12 protein-coding genes are annotated in these 15914 nt (G+C 71.3%); 5 read left to right on the top strand and 7 right to left on the bottom strand.

Annotated elements, in window-relative coordinates:
* Positions 1-59 precede the first annotated feature (59 nt).
* Positions 60-1250: an ROK family transcriptional regulator gene (locus B0293_RS18370; protein WP_005154333.1), complete on the top strand. Its 1191-nt coding sequence runs from the start codon at positions 60-62 to the stop codon at positions 1248-1250.
* Positions 1251-1700: 450 nt separating this feature from the next.
* Here B0293_RS18370 and B0293_RS18365 read toward each other — a convergent pair whose 3' ends face one another.
* The gene (locus B0293_RS18365) at positions 1701-4949 is read right to left on the bottom strand and encodes a beta strand repeat-containing protein (protein WP_052014369.1); all 3249 of its coding nucleotides are present in this window, start codon (positions 4947-4949) and stop codon (positions 1701-1703) included.
* Positions 4950-5142: 193 nt separating this feature from the next.
* On the bottom strand, positions 5143-6153 hold the full coding sequence (locus tag B0293_RS18360) for a hypothetical protein (protein WP_005154336.1): 1011 nt from the start codon (positions 6151-6153) through the stop codon (positions 5143-5145).
* Positions 6154-6432: 279 nt separating this feature from the next.
* Here B0293_RS18360 and B0293_RS18355 point away from each other — a divergent pair, with 279 nt between their 5' ends.
* The 3 genes from B0293_RS18355 to B0293_RS18345 are packed head-to-tail and all read left to right on the top strand — an operon-like array spanning position 6433 to position 9454.
* A complete protein-coding gene (locus B0293_RS18355) occupies positions 6433-7635 on the top strand; it encodes an AI-2E family transporter (RefSeq protein WP_005154337.1) in 1203 nt (400 codons plus the stop codon).
* A complete protein-coding gene (macS, locus tag B0293_RS18350) occupies positions 7632-8798 on the top strand; it encodes a MacS family sensor histidine kinase (protein WP_005154338.1) in 1167 nt (388 codons plus the stop codon). Before B0293_RS18355 ends, macS begins: the two co-directional genes overlap by 4 nt.
* A complete protein-coding gene (locus B0293_RS18345; RefSeq protein ID WP_005154340.1) occupies positions 8795-9454 on the top strand; it encodes a response regulator in 660 nt (219 codons plus the stop codon). The genes macS and B0293_RS18345 overlap by 4 nt, the downstream gene beginning before the upstream one ends.
* A gap of 1 nt (position 9455) precedes the next feature.
* On the opposite strand, the gene B0293_RS18340 is transcribed toward B0293_RS18345, so the two are convergent.
* Complete coding sequence (locus B0293_RS18340) at positions 9456-10355, bottom strand: hypothetical protein (RefSeq protein ID WP_245191902.1); 900 nt, start codon at positions 10353-10355, stop codon at positions 9456-9458.
* A 216-nt stretch (positions 10356-10571) separates the two neighbouring features.
* On the opposite strand from B0293_RS18340, the gene B0293_RS18335 reads away from it, so the two are divergent.
* A complete protein-coding gene (locus B0293_RS18335; protein WP_039916590.1) occupies positions 10572-11234 on the top strand; it encodes a DUF1707 SHOCT-like domain-containing protein in 663 nt (220 codons plus the stop codon).
* On the opposite strand, the gene B0293_RS18330 is transcribed toward B0293_RS18335, so the two are convergent.
* The 4 genes from B0293_RS18330 to B0293_RS18315 form a co-directional block, all read right to left on the bottom strand.
* A complete protein-coding gene (locus tag B0293_RS18330) occupies positions 11231-12649 on the bottom strand; it encodes an MFS transporter (RefSeq protein WP_005154345.1) in 1419 nt (472 codons plus the stop codon). The genes B0293_RS18335 and B0293_RS18330 overlap by 4 nt on opposite strands.
* Positions 12650-12716: 67 nt before the next feature.
* The gene (locus tag B0293_RS18325; protein ID WP_039916655.1) at positions 12717-13283 is read right to left on the bottom strand and encodes a cadmium resistance transporter; all 567 of its coding nucleotides are present in this window, start codon (positions 13281-13283) and stop codon (positions 12717-12719) included.
* Positions 13284-13307: 24 nt separating this feature from the next.
* A complete protein-coding gene (gene ptsP, locus B0293_RS18320) occupies positions 13308-14942 on the bottom strand; it encodes a phosphoenolpyruvate--protein phosphotransferase (protein ID WP_005154360.1) in 1635 nt (544 codons plus the stop codon).
* 68 nt (positions 14943-15010) lie between these two features.
* Positions 15011-15871, bottom strand: coding sequence for a ribokinase (locus B0293_RS18315; protein WP_005154363.1), 861 nt, complete (start codon positions 15869-15871; stop codon positions 15011-15013).
* Positions 15872-15914 lie beyond the last annotated feature (43 nt).

Genomic DNA, 15914 nt, shown 5'->3' with positions numbered 1-15914 from the left:
GGTGTGAGCGTAAACTATCAGGAAGGGAACCTGATAATTAATTCTGGGAGGATCCAACGGTGAGTGTCATCCGGATGCCGTCCGCCTCCCCGAGCACGGCGCGGGCCATCAACGACCGGCTCGCCCTCGACCTGCTCCAACGCGAGGGCTCGCTGACGGCCACCCAGCTCAAGACGTTGACCGGGCTCTCCCGGCCGACCGTCGCCGACCTGGTCGAACGGCTTCAGGACGCCGGGCTGATCGAGATCGTCGGCGAAGCGGGCGCGGAACGCCGCGGGCCGAACGCGAAGCTGTACGGCATCGTCGCCGACCGCGCGTACCTCGCCGGTCTCGACGTCCGCACGCACGGCATGGCCGTTTCGGTCGCGGACCTGCTGGGGCGGACGCGGGCGGAGGCCTCGGTCCCGTTCGACCTGGACATCGACACGGACGTGGCCGTCGAGCGCGCGATCGCCCTGCTGGAGGCCACCACCGCCGAGGCGGGCGCGACCGCGCTGCACACGATCGCCGTCGGCGCGCCCGGTCTGGTCGACCCGGCGACCGGCGGTCTGCGGCCCGCCGGCGGACTGCCCGCGTGGCACGGGAAACTCGTCGACGAACTCCGGCGACGGCTGGGCGTCCCGGTGCTGCTGGAGAACGAGGTCAACCTCGCGGCCGCCGCCGAACAGCGGCTGGGCGCCGCCCGCGACCGAGACACCTTCGTCCTGCTGTGGCTCGGCTTCGGTGTCGGCGCGGCCGTCGTCCTCGACGGTTCGCTGCGACGGGGCGCGTCGGGCGGCGCGGGCGAGATCGGGTTCCTGCCGATGCTGGGACCGGGCCGGCTCCCGACTGCGACCGACTGCGACGGCGGCTTCCACACCTTGGCGGGCAGCGCCGCGATCTGCGAACTCGCCCGCGCGCACGGCGTTCCCGCATCGACGGCCGACAACGCGGAAGCGGCCGCGGCGGCCATCGGGTACGCGATCGACGCGGCCGCCGAAGAGTTCCTGGAGATCGTCGCGGAGCGGATCGCGATCGGCGCGGCCGCGGTCACCGCGGTGCTCGACCCGGGCTGTCTCGTGCTCGGCGGCGAGATCGGCCGTGCGGGCGGCGACGCGCTGGCGGCCAGGGTCAGCGGCAGGCTCGCGGAGATCTCGCCGCTGCGGACCGAGGTGCGGGCGGGGACCGTCGGCGGGAGCGGGGTGCTGGAAGGCGCGGTGCTGACCGCGATGGGCGCGGCCCAGGACGCGCTGTTCACCCCGGGAAGCTGAACTCTGTCGTGTGTGGCGATTCGGGTTCTAGCGGACTCGTATCTACCTACCCATTGGTGTGGCCGGCGGTCGTGTGTGGAGGATTTGGGACGTTGAACGTCCGGAATCTTCCCCCGTGACGTCGTCTGTCACCGGTCGTGACCGGCACGACCGCCACCCTCGCGCAGGTCAGGCGTGGGTAGGTAAATACCGGTCCGCCCTAACCCGAATCGCCACTCACGACCACTGTGCCAAGCCGGGGCTTTCGTGTGACTGAGTGGACGGCACGTGTGATCAGACGGACGACACGCGTGACTGAGTGGACGACACGCTTGGCTCTAAATCGAATCGCCACTCACGACCACCCGGACCGGCCCGTTCGCCGAGCCGGTGGACGCGACACAAAGCGGGCCCGGGAGTGACTCCCGGGCCCGCTTCGGTTCATTCAGTGGCGCTAGCCGACTGGCAGGTTCACATGGTGTGGAACTTCTTGCCGGTCAGGGTGCCGATGAAACGCTGGAACATGCTCAGCGGCGACGAGTCGACGTTCGCCAGAGCCGGGACCTGCGCGGTCGGCATCGCCGGGGTGTTGTTCACGACCGGCAGCGTGCCCGCGGTGGGCAGCTGCACCGGCAGCGAGCCGGCCGTCGGGAGCGCACCCGCGGTCGGCAGGGTGCCGGCCGTCGGGAGGGCCACCGGCAGGGCGCCGGCGGTCGGCAGGGCGCCGGCCGTCGGGAGCTGCACCGGCAGGGTGCCCGGGGTGGGCAGGCCGTTCAGCGCCGGAAGGGTCGGCAGCTGCGCGACCTTGGGGGCGTCCGCACGAGCGGCGTCACCGGGCAGGGCCGGGGCCTTCGGCAGGGCCGGGACACCGGGCAGCGCCGGGGTGCCGGGCAGCTCGGGCAGGTCCGCCTTCGGCATCTGCGTCGGGAGAGCCGTCAGCCCCTTCAGGGCGGACAGACCGGCCTGCAGGCCACCCAGCTGGGGACCGTCGGCGCGGGCGCCACCGATCGCCGGGGTGGACGGCATCGCACCGGCACCGTTCAGCGCGGGAGCGCCGAAGGGCAGCGTGGGCAGCGCGTCGATCGGCATCTCCGAGCCCACCGTGTCGGTGAAGGCGCGGGTGTACTCCTCGTCGTTGATCTCGGTGTCGTCGGTCGAGTTCTCGTCCGCGATGGCCAGCACCGGGATTTCGAGCTCGTTCAGCGGAACCGAGAACACCAGCGGGTGGTGGAGGTTGAAGCCCGACAGGGCCTCTCCACTGCCGTCGGTGATGCTGTCGCCGCCGGCCTGGCCGTCGATCATGCTGTCCGCGTCGGTCTCGGAGACGCCGCCGGCCGCCGCGATGGCGTCGCCGAACACCTCCGGAACGGCCGCGACCGGGATGTCGAGGATGTTGCCCGAGAGCGATCCTTCGGTGCCCGAGGTCTCGACGTCGCCACCCGAGGTGGCGTCGACGGTGTCGGAGCCGACGGCGTCGGCGATGCCGGCGGCCGCGACCGCGTCGTGCGTGACGGGCACGATCGGCAGCGCCTGCGCGCCGATGATGTTGCCCGAGACCGCGCCTTCGTCACCAGTGGTGGTGGCGTCGCCACCGGCCGACGACATGACGTCGTTCACGCTGGTGCCCTTGGCGATGCCCGCGGCAGCGGCGCCGAGGCCGGTCACCGGGACGGTGCCACCGACCGGGGTCTGGACGATGTTGCCCGCCAGGGCGCCTTCGTCACCGTTGGCGGTGGCGTCGCCACCGGCCGACGAGTCGGTCAGGTTCGAGCCCTCGCCCGACGCGATTCCGCCGAGCACCGCGGCGAAGTTGTGCGCCTGGACCGGCAGGGAGACCGGGCCGTAGACCAGGTTGCCCGAGCCGGCGCCGTTGTCACCGGTCGCGTGGACGTCGCCGCCCGCGTTCGAGGTGGTGTCGCCGTCCGCGCCGCCGTGGCCCTGACCGATGAACGCGCCACCGATCCCGAAGGCCTGCACCGGCAGCGAAACCGGCACGGTGCCCAGGTTGGAGCTGAGGAAGCCGTTGTCGTCGGCGGTGTTCCCGCCGCCGCCACCGGAGACGACCTTGGTCTCGTCGGCCGAGCCGGAGCCCTGGCCGATGAACGAGCCGCCCACGCCGAAGACCTCGGCCGGAACCGCGGCCGGGACCTGGACGATGTTGCCCGAGCCGGACGAGTCGTTGCCCGTGGTGCCGTCGTAGCCGCCGGCGGTCACGGTCTTGGTCTCGGTCGCCTCGGCGACGGCCTGGCCGATGTGCGAGCCACCGACGCCGTAGACCTCGGGGGCCAGCGCGGCCTGGGTGTTGACGACGTTGCCCGCGAGAGTGGAGTCGTCACCCGTGGTGTGGCTGCCGTTGCCGGCGTTCGCGTCGACGGTGTTCTCGCACGAGGTGGAGGACACGTTGCCGATGTAGGTGCCCGCGATGCAGGTCACCTCGACCGGGGCCGCCACGGCCGGGTCGACGATGTTGCCGCCGCCCGCGGAGCCTTCGCCCTCGGAGCTGACGAAGCCACCGGCGTCGACGACGCTGGAGTGGCTGGTGCCGCCGTCCTTGCCGGTGTTGGCCAGGCCGACCCAGCTGGCGGCCACGCCGCCGACGTTCGCGACGTCCGCGGTCTGCGGCACGATCGCGTTACCCGCGACGGCCGAGTCCTCGCCGGAGGTCTGCACGTAGCTGGGGACGTTGCTCCAGCCGGGCGTGGTGTCGCCGGCCTGCGCGTCCGCCGCGGAGCTGCTGTTCGAGTTCGCGAGCGAACCGTGCGCGGCGGCCGCGTTGTCGTTCACCTTCACCGGGAGGGCGATCGGCACCGCGCCGACGTTGCCGCCCAGCGCGCTGTCGTCACCGTCGGTCTCGACCCAGCCGCCGGAGGTGGCGTCGGTCTCGGCCTCGTAGCCGGAGCTGTTGGCGTTGCCGATGATCCAGGACGCGGCGTTGCCGGTGACCTGGACCGGGGTGGCGAACTGACCGGCCACCACGTTGCCGGACAGGGCGGAGCCCTCGCCGTCGGTGGTGACGTTGCCGGTCTCGGTGGTGCTCTGGCTGGCGGAACCGCCGACCACGCGGCCGGTGCCGCCGGCGAGCCCACCGGCGTTGCCGGCGATCTGCACGGGCAGCGCCCAGTCGAGGGACACGACGTTCCCGGCGAGGCTGGAGTCCTCACCGGTGGTCTCGACGTCCTGGTTGTGCGACCAGGTCTGGTCGTGGCTGCCGCCCTCGACCTCGGCGTCGCCGATCACGCCGATGGCGTTGTCGACGATCTGGATCGGGACGACGACGTCACCGACGACCTTGTTGCCCTTGAGGATGTCGTCCGTGGTGGTGAACCCACCACCGGTCAGCCCACCGCTGACCTGACGGGCCGAGTCCTTGGCGGCCAGCGGCGCGGGGACGGCGTTCTTGCCGGAGAGGCTGGGGAGCCCTCCGCCGATGCCGTCGGTGCTGCTGCCGGGCGAGGTGACGCCGTCGATCGCGTCGGAAGCCGGCTTGGTGACGGCCTTGGTGCTGACCTCACCCTTGTAGCCGGGGACGTCGAGCTGGCCGAGGGGCGTGCCGACGGCGTTGTTGTCGATCTCGATGGGAACGGTGACGTTCGCGTCGAGCGGGGAGGCAGGGGTGTCGGGGTTGACCTGTTCGTCAGCCGACGCGATGCCGGTGCCCAGCATCAACAACCCACCCGTGACCAACGCGGTCTGGAGTCCGCGCTTTGCCCAGGATTGCATGGGGTAGTTCTCCTTCATTTCGGGTTCCCTTTCGGGTTTGAGGAGGTGCCATCTCGCGGCACCAGAGGGGGGTGGAACTGGCTGCGGGCGCACAAAAGCGCACCGCCGTTTCGCGGGGGATCAGGAGCGGACGCGAAGCCAAGCCCGAATCGGGAGGCGTGAGGCGCGTCGGCTACCCCGCGGAGGGAAGTGTTCAGTCAGGAGTGACGCCGGGCTGGGAGCCCGGGGTGAGCGGCATGTACCGCGTGCCTGCCAGCGTGTAGCCGGTCAGGGAACGCTCGACGGCGGCGACGAGCCAGGCGGGAACGCCGTGGGTCAGGCCGTCGAGGTGACCACCGGGGGCGTTGCCGCCACCGGGGACAGTCGGGATGGACGGCGCGACGGGAAGCGGCGCCGGGGTGAGCGGACGCGGGAAGTCGCGGTGTCCGTCACGGGAAGGAGAGTCCTCGTCCTGGTCGAACGCGCCGTGCTGCTGCACGAGGGCGGGCATCGGGAGGACGGTCTCGGAAGAAGCGGGGAACTGCGTCGTGGCCAGCTGGGCGAAGTCGGTGACCTGGTCACCGGCGCCGATGGTGTCCAGCGGGGACTTCGGGTCGACCGGAGCGCCGCCGACCGGAAGCTCCGGCACGAGGTCGCCGTGGCCGTGCGGGTCGAGGAGGTCCCAGACGTTGCGGCCGAAGTCGGGCGACGGGGCGAAGGTCTCGTCCAGCACCTGGCGGGTGTCCTGCGGCTTGCGCACGATGTGCTCGACGGCGCCGAGGGTCCGCTTGACCGGGGTGACCACGGAGCTGTCCGCGAAGTCGGTGACCGCGTCGCTGACGCGGGTGGAGACCTCGTGCTCGTCGGCGCGGATCTCACCGCCGCAGTGGCGCTTCGCCGGGGACGACTGGGACCCGTCCGGCATCGACCACGTGGTGGCGTCCTGGTGGTGGTCGCCGCACACCGCGCCGGCGACGTCGCCGGTGAACTTCGAGGCGCCACGGGAAACGTCGGACAGACCGGCCGTGGTGGCGTCGGTGACCGGGGTGACGCTCGTGTCGGGAGCGGAGACCACCGGGGCGATGTCCGCGGCGGCGGAAGCGCCGGAAACGGCCCACGCGGCGGCGGATCCGGCGACGGCGCCGCCGAGAACGAACAGCGCACGCGAAGCGAGACGGCCGAAGCGCGCCGCGCCCCGCCCCTCGTTCTTCGCCGCGTTCGTCACTCGGTCTCCTGCCGTGTCGGTATGCCGTTCATCGGTTGCGGGACCGAGGTAAGCAAAGGGCGGAGGGCCAAAGCGAGCCAGGAGTGCCTTGATGGCACGATCGTGTGAAGAACACAGAGTGTGGCCCGAAATCACGATCAGTGATCAAGCCTGGCGAGGCCGGGTTACTCCGGAGTCGACCGGCAGGCAGTGTGTCAAGCGTCGCATCGGGCTAATTCGACGCGTACGCGTCGCCCGGAATGTTCAAGAAACACCGGCTCGGACCGATACGGTGAGCGCGTGAGCGAGCCCCAGCGGAAAAAGCCGGAATTCGACCAGTCGAACCCGTTCCTCTCGGAATCCACCGAAGACGTCACCACCCTCGTGCCCCGCGGCCTGCGGATCGGCGCGGCGCTGTCGTGGCGTTTCATCGTGGTGATCGCCGCGCTCTACGTGATCGTGTTCCTGATCGGCTATCTGTCGGTGGTCGTGATCCCGCTGTCGATCGCGCTGCTGCTCGCCGCGCTGCTCGCGCCCGCGGTGTCCAAGCTGACGATGCTGAAGTTCCCGCGCGGGCTGGCGGCCGGGATAGTGCTGATCGCCGGGCTCGCGGTCCTCGGCGGGCTGCTGACGTTCGTCGTCGCGCAGTTCTCCTCCGGCCTGCCGGAACTGCAGAAGCAGCTGACGGAGAGCCTCAACCAGATCAAGGTCTGGCTCATCGACGGGCCGCTGCACCTGCGTCAGGAGCAGATCCAGGAGTTCATCAACCAGGCGATCAGCTTCCTGCAGAACAACCAGGCGTCGATCACCACCACCGCGCTCACCACGGCGGGCACGGTCGGCGAGATCGTCACCGGCTTCATCCTGACGCTGTTCATCCTCATCTTCTTCCTCTCCGGCGGCGACCAGATCTGGACGTTCCTCTGCCGCGGCGTGCCGGGGCGGGTGCGCAACCGGATCGACGTCGCCGGGCGGCGCGGGTTCGCGTCGCTGGTCAGCTACGTGCGCGCGACGGCGGCGGTGGCCGTGGTCGACGCGGTCGGCATCGGCATCGGGCTGGCGATCGTCGGGGTGCCGCTGGTGATCCCGCTGGCGACGCTGGTCTTCCTCGGCGCCTTCATCCCGATCATCGGCGCCGTGATCGCGGGCGCGGTCGCGGTGCTGATCGCGCTGGTGACGAAGGGCGTCGTCGGCGCGCTGATCGTGCTGGCCATCGTCATCGGCGTCATGCAGCTGGAGAGCCACGTGCTCCAGCCGATCCTGCTGGGCCGCGCGGTCAAGCTGCACCCGCTCGCCGTGGTGCTCGCGATCACCGCCGGTCTCGTCGCGGCCGGGATCGCCGGCGCGCTGCTGTCGGTGCCGCTGCTCGCCGTGCTCAACGCGGGCATCCGGTCGCTGCTGCACGAACACGATCCCGACCCGGCGGACATCGACGTCCTGCGCGATCAGGCGGCGCAGCCGAACGATCGCGGTGAAGAGAAAGAGTCCGAAGCCAAGTCATGACGGACACCCCGCTCTGGCGAGCGGTCTCGGCGCTCGGCACGCGGGACCCCGCCACCCCGCTGTGGCGCGGGGTGATCGTGCTTCGCGTGACGACGCTGCTCTTCGCGCTGGGCTCGTTCGTCGTCCACTACGACGGCTACGCGAACAAGTGGCTCGCGTGGACATCGTTCGGCGTGATGACGGCGTGGACGGTGCTCAGCAGCTTGTTCTACGCGCGGCCGTCGACCCGCTGGCCCTGGCTGGTCGGCGTCGATCTCGCGCTGACCGTCGTCCTCATGTTCACGTCGGCGTGGATCCTGACCACCGCGCAGTTCGACGCCAACACCCCGCTCATCACGACGGTGTGGGCGGCGGTCCCGCCCGCGGCGGCCGGGACCCGGTTCGGCGCGGTCGGCGGGGTGCTCGCCGGGCTGGTGGTCTCGGTGGTCACCGGGCTGGTGCGCTGGCGGTTCGACGTCGACGTCGCGCGGGACGGCTTCCTGCTGACCGCGAGCGGGTTCGTGATCGGGCTGGCCGCGACCATGGCCCGCCGCTCCGCGGACGCGCTGACCAGGGCGTTGCGCATGGAGGCCGCGACGGCCGAGCGGGAGCGGCTCGCCCGCTCGATCCACGACAGCGTCCTCCAGGTGCTCGCGCGGGTGCGCAAACGCGGCGCCGAATTCGGCGGGGAGGCCGCCGAGCTGGCGAAACTGGCCGGTGAGCAAGAGATCGCGCTGCGGGCGCTGGTCACCACCGAGCCGACGCATCCGAGCGAGAACGGGACCACCGACCTGCGGGCCGCGCTGCAGCTGCTCGCGACGCCGTCGGTGCAGGTCTCGACGCCCGCGGGCGAGGTGCAGCTGCCCGAGCACGTGACCGCGGAACTGGTGGCGGTGGCGCGCGAGGCGCTGTTGAACGTCGAGAAGCACGCGGGCGACGAGGCGCGCGCCTGGGTGCTGCTGGAGGACCTCGGCACCGAGGTCGTGGTCAGCGTCCGCGACGACGGCCCGGGAATCGAGCGGGGCGTGTTGGAACGAGCGGCGGCCGAGGGACATCTAGGTATCGCGGAGTCCATCAAGGGGCGCGTGCGGGATCTGGGCGGAAGCGTCGCCCTGGACACCGCGCCGGGCCAGGGCACGGAATGGGAAGTCAAGGTTCCAGTGGCGGCGAGGGGAAAGCGATGACCGACGCGCCTCAGATCTCGGTGATGGTGGTCGACGACCACCCGATGTGGCGGGACGGGGTCGCCCGCGACCTGGCCGAGCACGGGTTCGACGTGCGGGCCACCGCGCCGGACGCGCCCGCCGCGGTGCGGATCGCGCGCACGGTCGCCCCGGACGTCGTGCTGATGGATCTCAACCTCGGCGAGACGTCCGGCGTCGACGCCACCCGAGAGATCACCTCGGAGCTGCCGTCGACCAAGGTGCTGGTGCTGTCCGCGAGCGGCGAGCACAGCGACGTCCTGGAAGCGGTCAAGGCCGGAGCGTCCGGATACCTGGTCAAATCGGCTTCGGCGAGCGAACTGGTGGACGCGGTCAAGCGGACGGCCGCCGGGGATCCGGTGTTCACCGCCGGGCTCGCCGGGCTCGTCCTCGGCGAATACCGCCGCATGGCCGACGCCCCGGACGACGGGCCCGCGCCGCCGCGGCTGACCGAACGCGAGACCGACGTCCTGCGCCTGGTCGCGAAGGGGATGACGGCGCGGCAGATCGCCGAGAAGCTCGTGCTCTCGCATCGCACGGTGGAGAACCACGTCCAGTCGACGCTGCGGAAACTCCAGCTCCACAACCGGGTCGAACTCGCTCGTTACGCCATCGAACACGGGCTGGACGCCGAGTAGCTCAGCCCTGGGCGACAGTGACCGCCGACGGGTTCCGCTCGGCGGGCAGCGGTGTCTTGACGATGGTCCACTGTGGCCGGTCGAGACGCCAGCTCGCGACCACGTCGGTGACGAGCACCAGGTCGCCGTCCTCGCTCCACTCGACCGCGACCTGGTTGAGCGCGGTCGCGATGGGCATCGAGGGCGCGCGCGTCCAGGTCAGCGTGTCGAGGGCGAGCACCCACAGGTCGGCGGTCTGCGTGCTCGTCCCGGCCCAGGCGGGGTCGCCGAACAGGACGGCCACCTTGTACCCGTCGCGGCTCGGCACCACCTGCCCCGGCTTGCCGTTGGCCACCGGCCACCGGACCGGGGCGCGCCGGCCGTTCCGCAGGTCGAACACGGAGAACTCGGTCAGTTCGGCGAGCAGCATCCGCTCCTTGGTGATCGCGAGGATGCGGGGGAACTGATGCACGGCGCGGCCGGTGGCGGGGTCGATCAGCACGTCCTCGGCGGTCGCCGTCCCGGCGTTCACCGTGATCAGCAGGCCTTGCGGCACCTCCTGGCGCACCGCCGTCGTGCAGCTCGCCGGGCGGCCGCGGTCGCGTTCGGCGCCGAGCAGGGAGACGAACTGGAGGCGGCAGAGGTCGTTGCCGTCGTCGCGGATCAGCCAGACGCCGGTCTCGTCGGCCGACGGGGCGACGCTGCGGGCCTTGCCCAGCTTCCACGGCTGGTTCTTGGGGTCCCCGTAGGCGAGCACCTCGGACGGCTCCACGCAGGACGGCCCGCAGCGGCCGGCCGACAGCACGACCGGGAACTTGCCGACCCGGACGACATCGTTGACGCGGTCACCGGCCGGGGCGCCGGGAAGCGGGGTGGTGACGCCGGTGGCGGGATCGAGCATCGACGGCGGTGTCGTCGACATGACGAGGCGGAAACCGATGTAGTCGACCGGGATGCCCTCGAGTTTCGACGGCGGCGGGCTCGTCGATTCCGGAGCGGAGGGCGCGGGTCGCGGGGTCGCGGTGCAGCCGGCCAGCGTCAGGACAGCCGCCAGTGCGGCGGCACAGGGGAGAAATGCGGGTCTGTTCAGGGTTTTTCCCCGATCTCGCGCGTGAGATCCGGTTCTACCATTCATGGCATGGGCGAGGAAGAGCAACCGGCGACCGAAACCAAGCCGTTGACCGGACGGGACATCCGGGTCTCCGACGCGGAACGCGAACACGTCGTCGAAGTGCTGCAGAAGGCGATCGGCCTCGGGATGTTGAACCTCGACGAGTTCACCGAGCGGACCGACCGCGCCCTCGCCTCGAAGACCCGCGGTGAGCTGAACGCGGTGCTCACGGATCTGCCCGGCCTCGTGCATCCCGCGGCGGGAATGGTGCCGCGGCAGCAGCAGAACCCGTGGGCGCCGCCGAGCCAGCACGCCTACGCGCATCCGTCCGGGCAGGTCATGGAGCTCAACGGCAAGTACTCGGCGTTGCAGCGCAACGGGAACTGGCTGGTCCCGGAGTCGATGGTGGTCCGGAACAAGTACGGCGCCACGAAACTGGACTTCTCCCAGGCCGAGATCCGGCACCCGGTGGTGCACATCGAACTCCAGGCCAAATGGGGCCCGGTGGAGATCACCATCCCCGAGAGCGCCGCCGTCGACACCAACTCGATCACCGACATCAAGTTCGGCAACCTCGACGACCGGACCCGGTCGAACGGCCGCCCCGGCACGCCCCGGTTCGTCATCTCCGGGCGCGTGCACGGGGGAGCGCTGATCATCAAGTACCCGCGGCGGGGCTTCTTCGGTTAAGCGCCTACCGGGCGCACGTGCCGGAGGTGCCGGAGCACGAAGTACGCGATCCCGGCCAGCACCAGCGCGGCCAGCCCGGACACCACGTGCATCCCGCTGGCGAAGGCCTCGTGCGCGGGAACCGCGTCGGCGAGCCGGGACCGGGTGACGGCGTTGCCCAGCGTCCCGACCGTCGCGATGCCCAGCGCGTAGCCGAACTCGTTGCCGGTCTGCGAAAGCGAGGCCGCCGAACCGGCCTTCTCCGGCGGCACGGAGCCGACGACCAGATCCGTGCCCAGGGTGACCAGCGGGCCGCCGCACAGGCAGGTGACGGCGAACGCGATCGACGGGAGCACCGGACCGGCTCCGGGCTCGACCTGCGTCAGCAGCAGGAATCCGGCGATCGCGCCGGCCAGCCCGGTGGCGATGAGGGCGGCGGGCCGGAAGCGGCGGGCGAGGATCGGGGCGGCCAGGAAGCTGACGGTCGCCGCGAGCATGCCCGGCAGCAGCGCCAGCGCCGCGCCGACCGGTGAAAGCTCCAGGACGATCTGGAAGAACTGCGCGACGAAGAGCATGGTCGTCCCGCCCAGCATCGAGAACGCGCACATCCCGCCCAGCGCCGTCGAGAACGCGGGGACCCGGAACAGCTTCAGGTCGATCAGCGGGTCGGCGAGGGTTCGCTGGCGCCGCACGAACACCGTGCCGAAGCCGAGCCCGATCAGGAGCGAGGCCAGCGGGACCGGGTGGAGGCCTTCTCGGGCGAGTTCCTTGATGCCGTAGACCGCGGGCAGGATCGTGACCAGCGAAAGCGCGACACTCGCCAGGTCGAGGCGGCCGGCGTTCTCGTTGCGGTACTCGGGCAGGAGCTTCGGGCCGACGATGAGCAGCAGGACCATCGCGGGAACGCCGAGCAGGAACACCGAACCCCACCAGAAGTGCTCCAGCAGCACGCCGCCGACCATCGGGCCGACGATCGCGCCGACGGTGAAACAGCCCGCCCAGATGCCGATCGCTAGGGAACGCTGACGGCTGTCGGGGAACAGGTTGCTGATCAGGGCGAGCGTCGACGGCGCCAGCGTCGCCCCGGCGATGCCGAGGATCGCGCGGGCGGCGATGAGCATCAGCGCGCTGGTCGAGAACGCCGCCAGCACCGAGGCGAGGCCGAACGCCGTGGCGCCGACGAGCAGCAGTTTCCGGCGGCCGACGCGGTCGCCGACGGTACCCATGGTGACCATGAACCCGGCGATCATGAAGCCGTAGACGTCCATGATCCACAGCTGCTGGGTGCTGTCGGCGCCGAGGCTCTGGCTGAGCTTCGGCAGCGCGAGGATCAGCACGAACACGTCGAGGGAGACCAGGAAGGTGGGGAGGGCCAGTACGGCCAGCCCGACCCACTCCCGGGTGCCCGCCCGCGCCGGGGTCTCGGTGGTCGTCATGGTCGGAATCCCTTCGTCGCTTCGGTGTCTTCACCAAGGCGTCGAAGTGGCGGACCGGATTTCGACATCAGACGCGCAGAAGAATCAAGAGACCGATGACGACGAGGACGACAGGCAGCAGCAGATGGCCCCAGCGCACCAGGGCGCGGGCGATCACCGGCCGGGTCGCGAAGTAGCGGCCCGCCGCGCACCAGACCGCGACGAGTGCGAGGAACACGGCCGCGTACACGAGCAGCCCGCCGGTCCCGGTGGTGGCGAACACCGGGACGTAGACGCCGATGTTGTCGCCGCCGTTGGCGAAGGTCACCCCCGCCACGGCGAGGACGCCAGGACCGGCTTCGGGCTCTTCGTCCACGTCGGCCTTACGCCAGACGCGCCACGCCGCCCGGAGGCCGAGCAGGAGCGGCACCAGCCCGAGCCAGGGCAGGACGGAGTCCGGCAACAGGCCGGCTCCGAGCGCCCCGACGATCGAGACGGCGAGGATCCCGGCGAACCCGAGGTACTGCCCGGCCACCACACTCGCCGCGCCACCGCGGCCGGTCGCGCGGCCGAAGAAGAGCGCGAGCAGCACGATGTCGTCGACGTTGGTCACCACGAACATCGCCGTGGCCTGGCCGACCAGCCCGAAGTTCACCACCGGGGGAGCAAGGGACCTTTGCTATCGCTTGGCTGTGGCGGCCCGCGCCTCGACCGGGTCCGACGTGGCCAGTGCGGCCTCGGCCAGCGCCTCGCATTCGGCCAGCGTCGTGGCGGCCAGGCTCGCGCCGACCGCGCGCACCGCGGGCGCGTTCATCGAGAGACTGGTCAGGCCGAGCCCGGCGAGGACGAGCGCGAGCCTCGGGTCGGCGGCGGCCTCACCACAGACGCCGGCGGGTTTGCCGGTGTCCTTCGCGGCCTGGCCGATGACCTTGAGCAGGCGCAGCAGCCCGGGCTGCCACGGGTCGTTGAGCTTGGCGACCGCGCCGAGCTGGCGATCCGCGGCGAAGGTGTACTGCGCGAGGTCGTTGGTGCCGACGGAGACGAAGTCGACCGCGTCGAGGATCTCGCGGGCGGTCAGCGCGGCGGCCGGGATCTCGATCATCACGCCCGCGCGGGCGATTCCGGCGGCGCGGGCGCGCTCGGCGAACCAGGCGGCTTCGGCGGCGGTGGCGACCATCGGCGCCATCACCGAAACCTCGGCGCCGGAGTCCTGCGCGGCGCCTGCGATGGCCTCCAGCTGGCGGTCGAGGATCTCGGGCCGGTCGAAGGCGACCCGGAGGCCGCGGACACCGAGCGCCGGGTTGGGCTCGTCGTCGGGCTCCAGGAAGGCGAGGGGCTTGTCGGCGCCCGCGTCGAGGGTACGGACGATGACCGGCTTGCCGCGGAACGGCGTGAGCACGGCGGTGTACGCCTTGCGCTGCTCTTCGACGGTCGGCTCGGCGGAGGCGTCGAGGTAGCAGAACTCGGTGCGGAAGAGGCCCACCCCTTCGGCGCCCGCTTCGGCGGCGGCCTGGGCGTCGGTGGCGGAACCGACGTTGCCGAGCACCTTCACGCGGTGGCCGTCGGCGGTCGCACCGGTGCCGTCCCACTCGATCGCGCCGGTCGTGGCGGCCGCGACGACCTCGGCATTCGGGTCCGCGACCTCGACGACGCCGGTGTCACCGTCCACCGCAAGCGCTTGCGCGTCGAGCGCGAGGATCCCGCGGACCGCGACGACGGCGGGGATGCCGAGCGCGCGGGCGAGGATCGCGGTGTGACTGGTGGGTCCGCCCTCTTCGGTGACGAGCGCGAGGACCTTGTCCGGGTCGAGCCCGGCGGTGTCGGCGGGCGCGAGGTCGCGCGCGACGAGCACGCTCGGCGAGCCGAGGTCGGGAACGCCCGGGGGCGCGATGCCGAGCAGTTCGGCGACGAGCCGGTCACGGACGTCGAGGACGTCGCGGGCGCGCTCGGCCATGTAGCCGCCGGCGGCCGCGAGCGCGTCGGCGAACTTGCCCGCCGCCTGGTGCACCGCGCGCGGCGCGGGCAGGTTCCGGTCCTTGACCAGTTGCTCCGCCGAAGACACGAGCGCCGGGTCGGCCGCCATCGCCGCGGTGGTGATGAGGATCGTCGCGGCCTCGCCGGTGGCGGTCTCGGCCAGCTTCTCGAGCCGGGCCGCCACGATCTGCGCGGCCGGGCCGATGCGGGCGGCCTCGGCGGCGGGATCGGCCGGTGCCGGTGTGCTCGCGGGTTCGCCGAGGGGTTCGGCGACTCGGACGACAGGACCGCTCGCGCGGCCGGGACTGACGGCGACCCCGGTCAGTGACTCAGACGGCATGGTCTAGACCATATCTCATAGGGGGCGTGACCTGACTCATAGCCGACAGCACAACACAGAAGTAGACATCATTCCAGTTCGGATGCCGTGGGGTACGAAGGCTGCGCACCCTGGCGGGTCACGGTGATCGCCGCCACCTTCACCGCCTTTCGCGCGGCGTCGGCCAGCTCCTCGCCCTTCGCGAGCGCCGTGGCGAGCGCGCCCGCGAAGGCGTCACCCGCGCCCGTGGTGTCGACGGCCTCGACCTTCGGCGACGGCACCTCCGTCACGCCGTCCGCGGTCACCACCGCGGCCCCCTTCGCGCCGAGCGTCACGACAGCGGCCTTCGGACCGAGGTCGAGCAGCTTCGGGAAATCGGCCTCGCCGCCGAGCAGGAAGGCCGCCTCGTGCTCGTTGACCAACAGGACGTCGAGCCCCTGGAGCGTCTTCGCGGAAAGTTCGGCCGCGGGCGAAAGGTTCAGCAGCGTCTTCACGCCCTTTTCGACGGCTTTCGCGACGGCCCGCTCGACGGTTTCGAGCGGGATCTCCAGCGACAGCACCACGATCTCGGCGCCGTCGAGATCGACGTCCTCGGGCCGCAGAGCGGAGTTGGCGCCGGGCGAGACGAGAATCGAATTCTCGCCGTCGGGCGTGACAGTGATGTACGCGATCCCGGTCGGACGGTCGCTCGTCCGCACCGAATCCGTGTTCACCCCGGACTCGGCCAGCGAACGTTTGAGCAGCTCGCCGTACGGATCGTCGCCGACCGCGCCGAGCAACGCGACGTCGGCGCCGAGCCTGGCCGCGGCGACGGCGGTGTTGGCGCCTTTGCCACCCGGCGACAAGATCGTGTCGCCACCGAGTACGGTTTCGCCACCACCAGGTCGCCTGTCGACCGGAACGACGAGATCGGCATTGGCGGACCCGATGACCAGCACCTGAGAAGTCATGGAGAAGACCCTGCCATGACCAGGAGTTGTCCGGTCATGACCC

The organism is Amycolatopsis azurea DSM 43854 (assembly GCF_001995215.1).
In the GTDB taxonomy this organism is placed as follows: domain Bacteria; phylum Actinomycetota; class Actinomycetes; order Mycobacteriales; family Pseudonocardiaceae; genus Amycolatopsis; species Amycolatopsis azurea.
The sequence above is the reverse complement of the archived record's forward strand: the minus strand, read 5'-3'. Positions and strand labels throughout refer to the sequence as shown.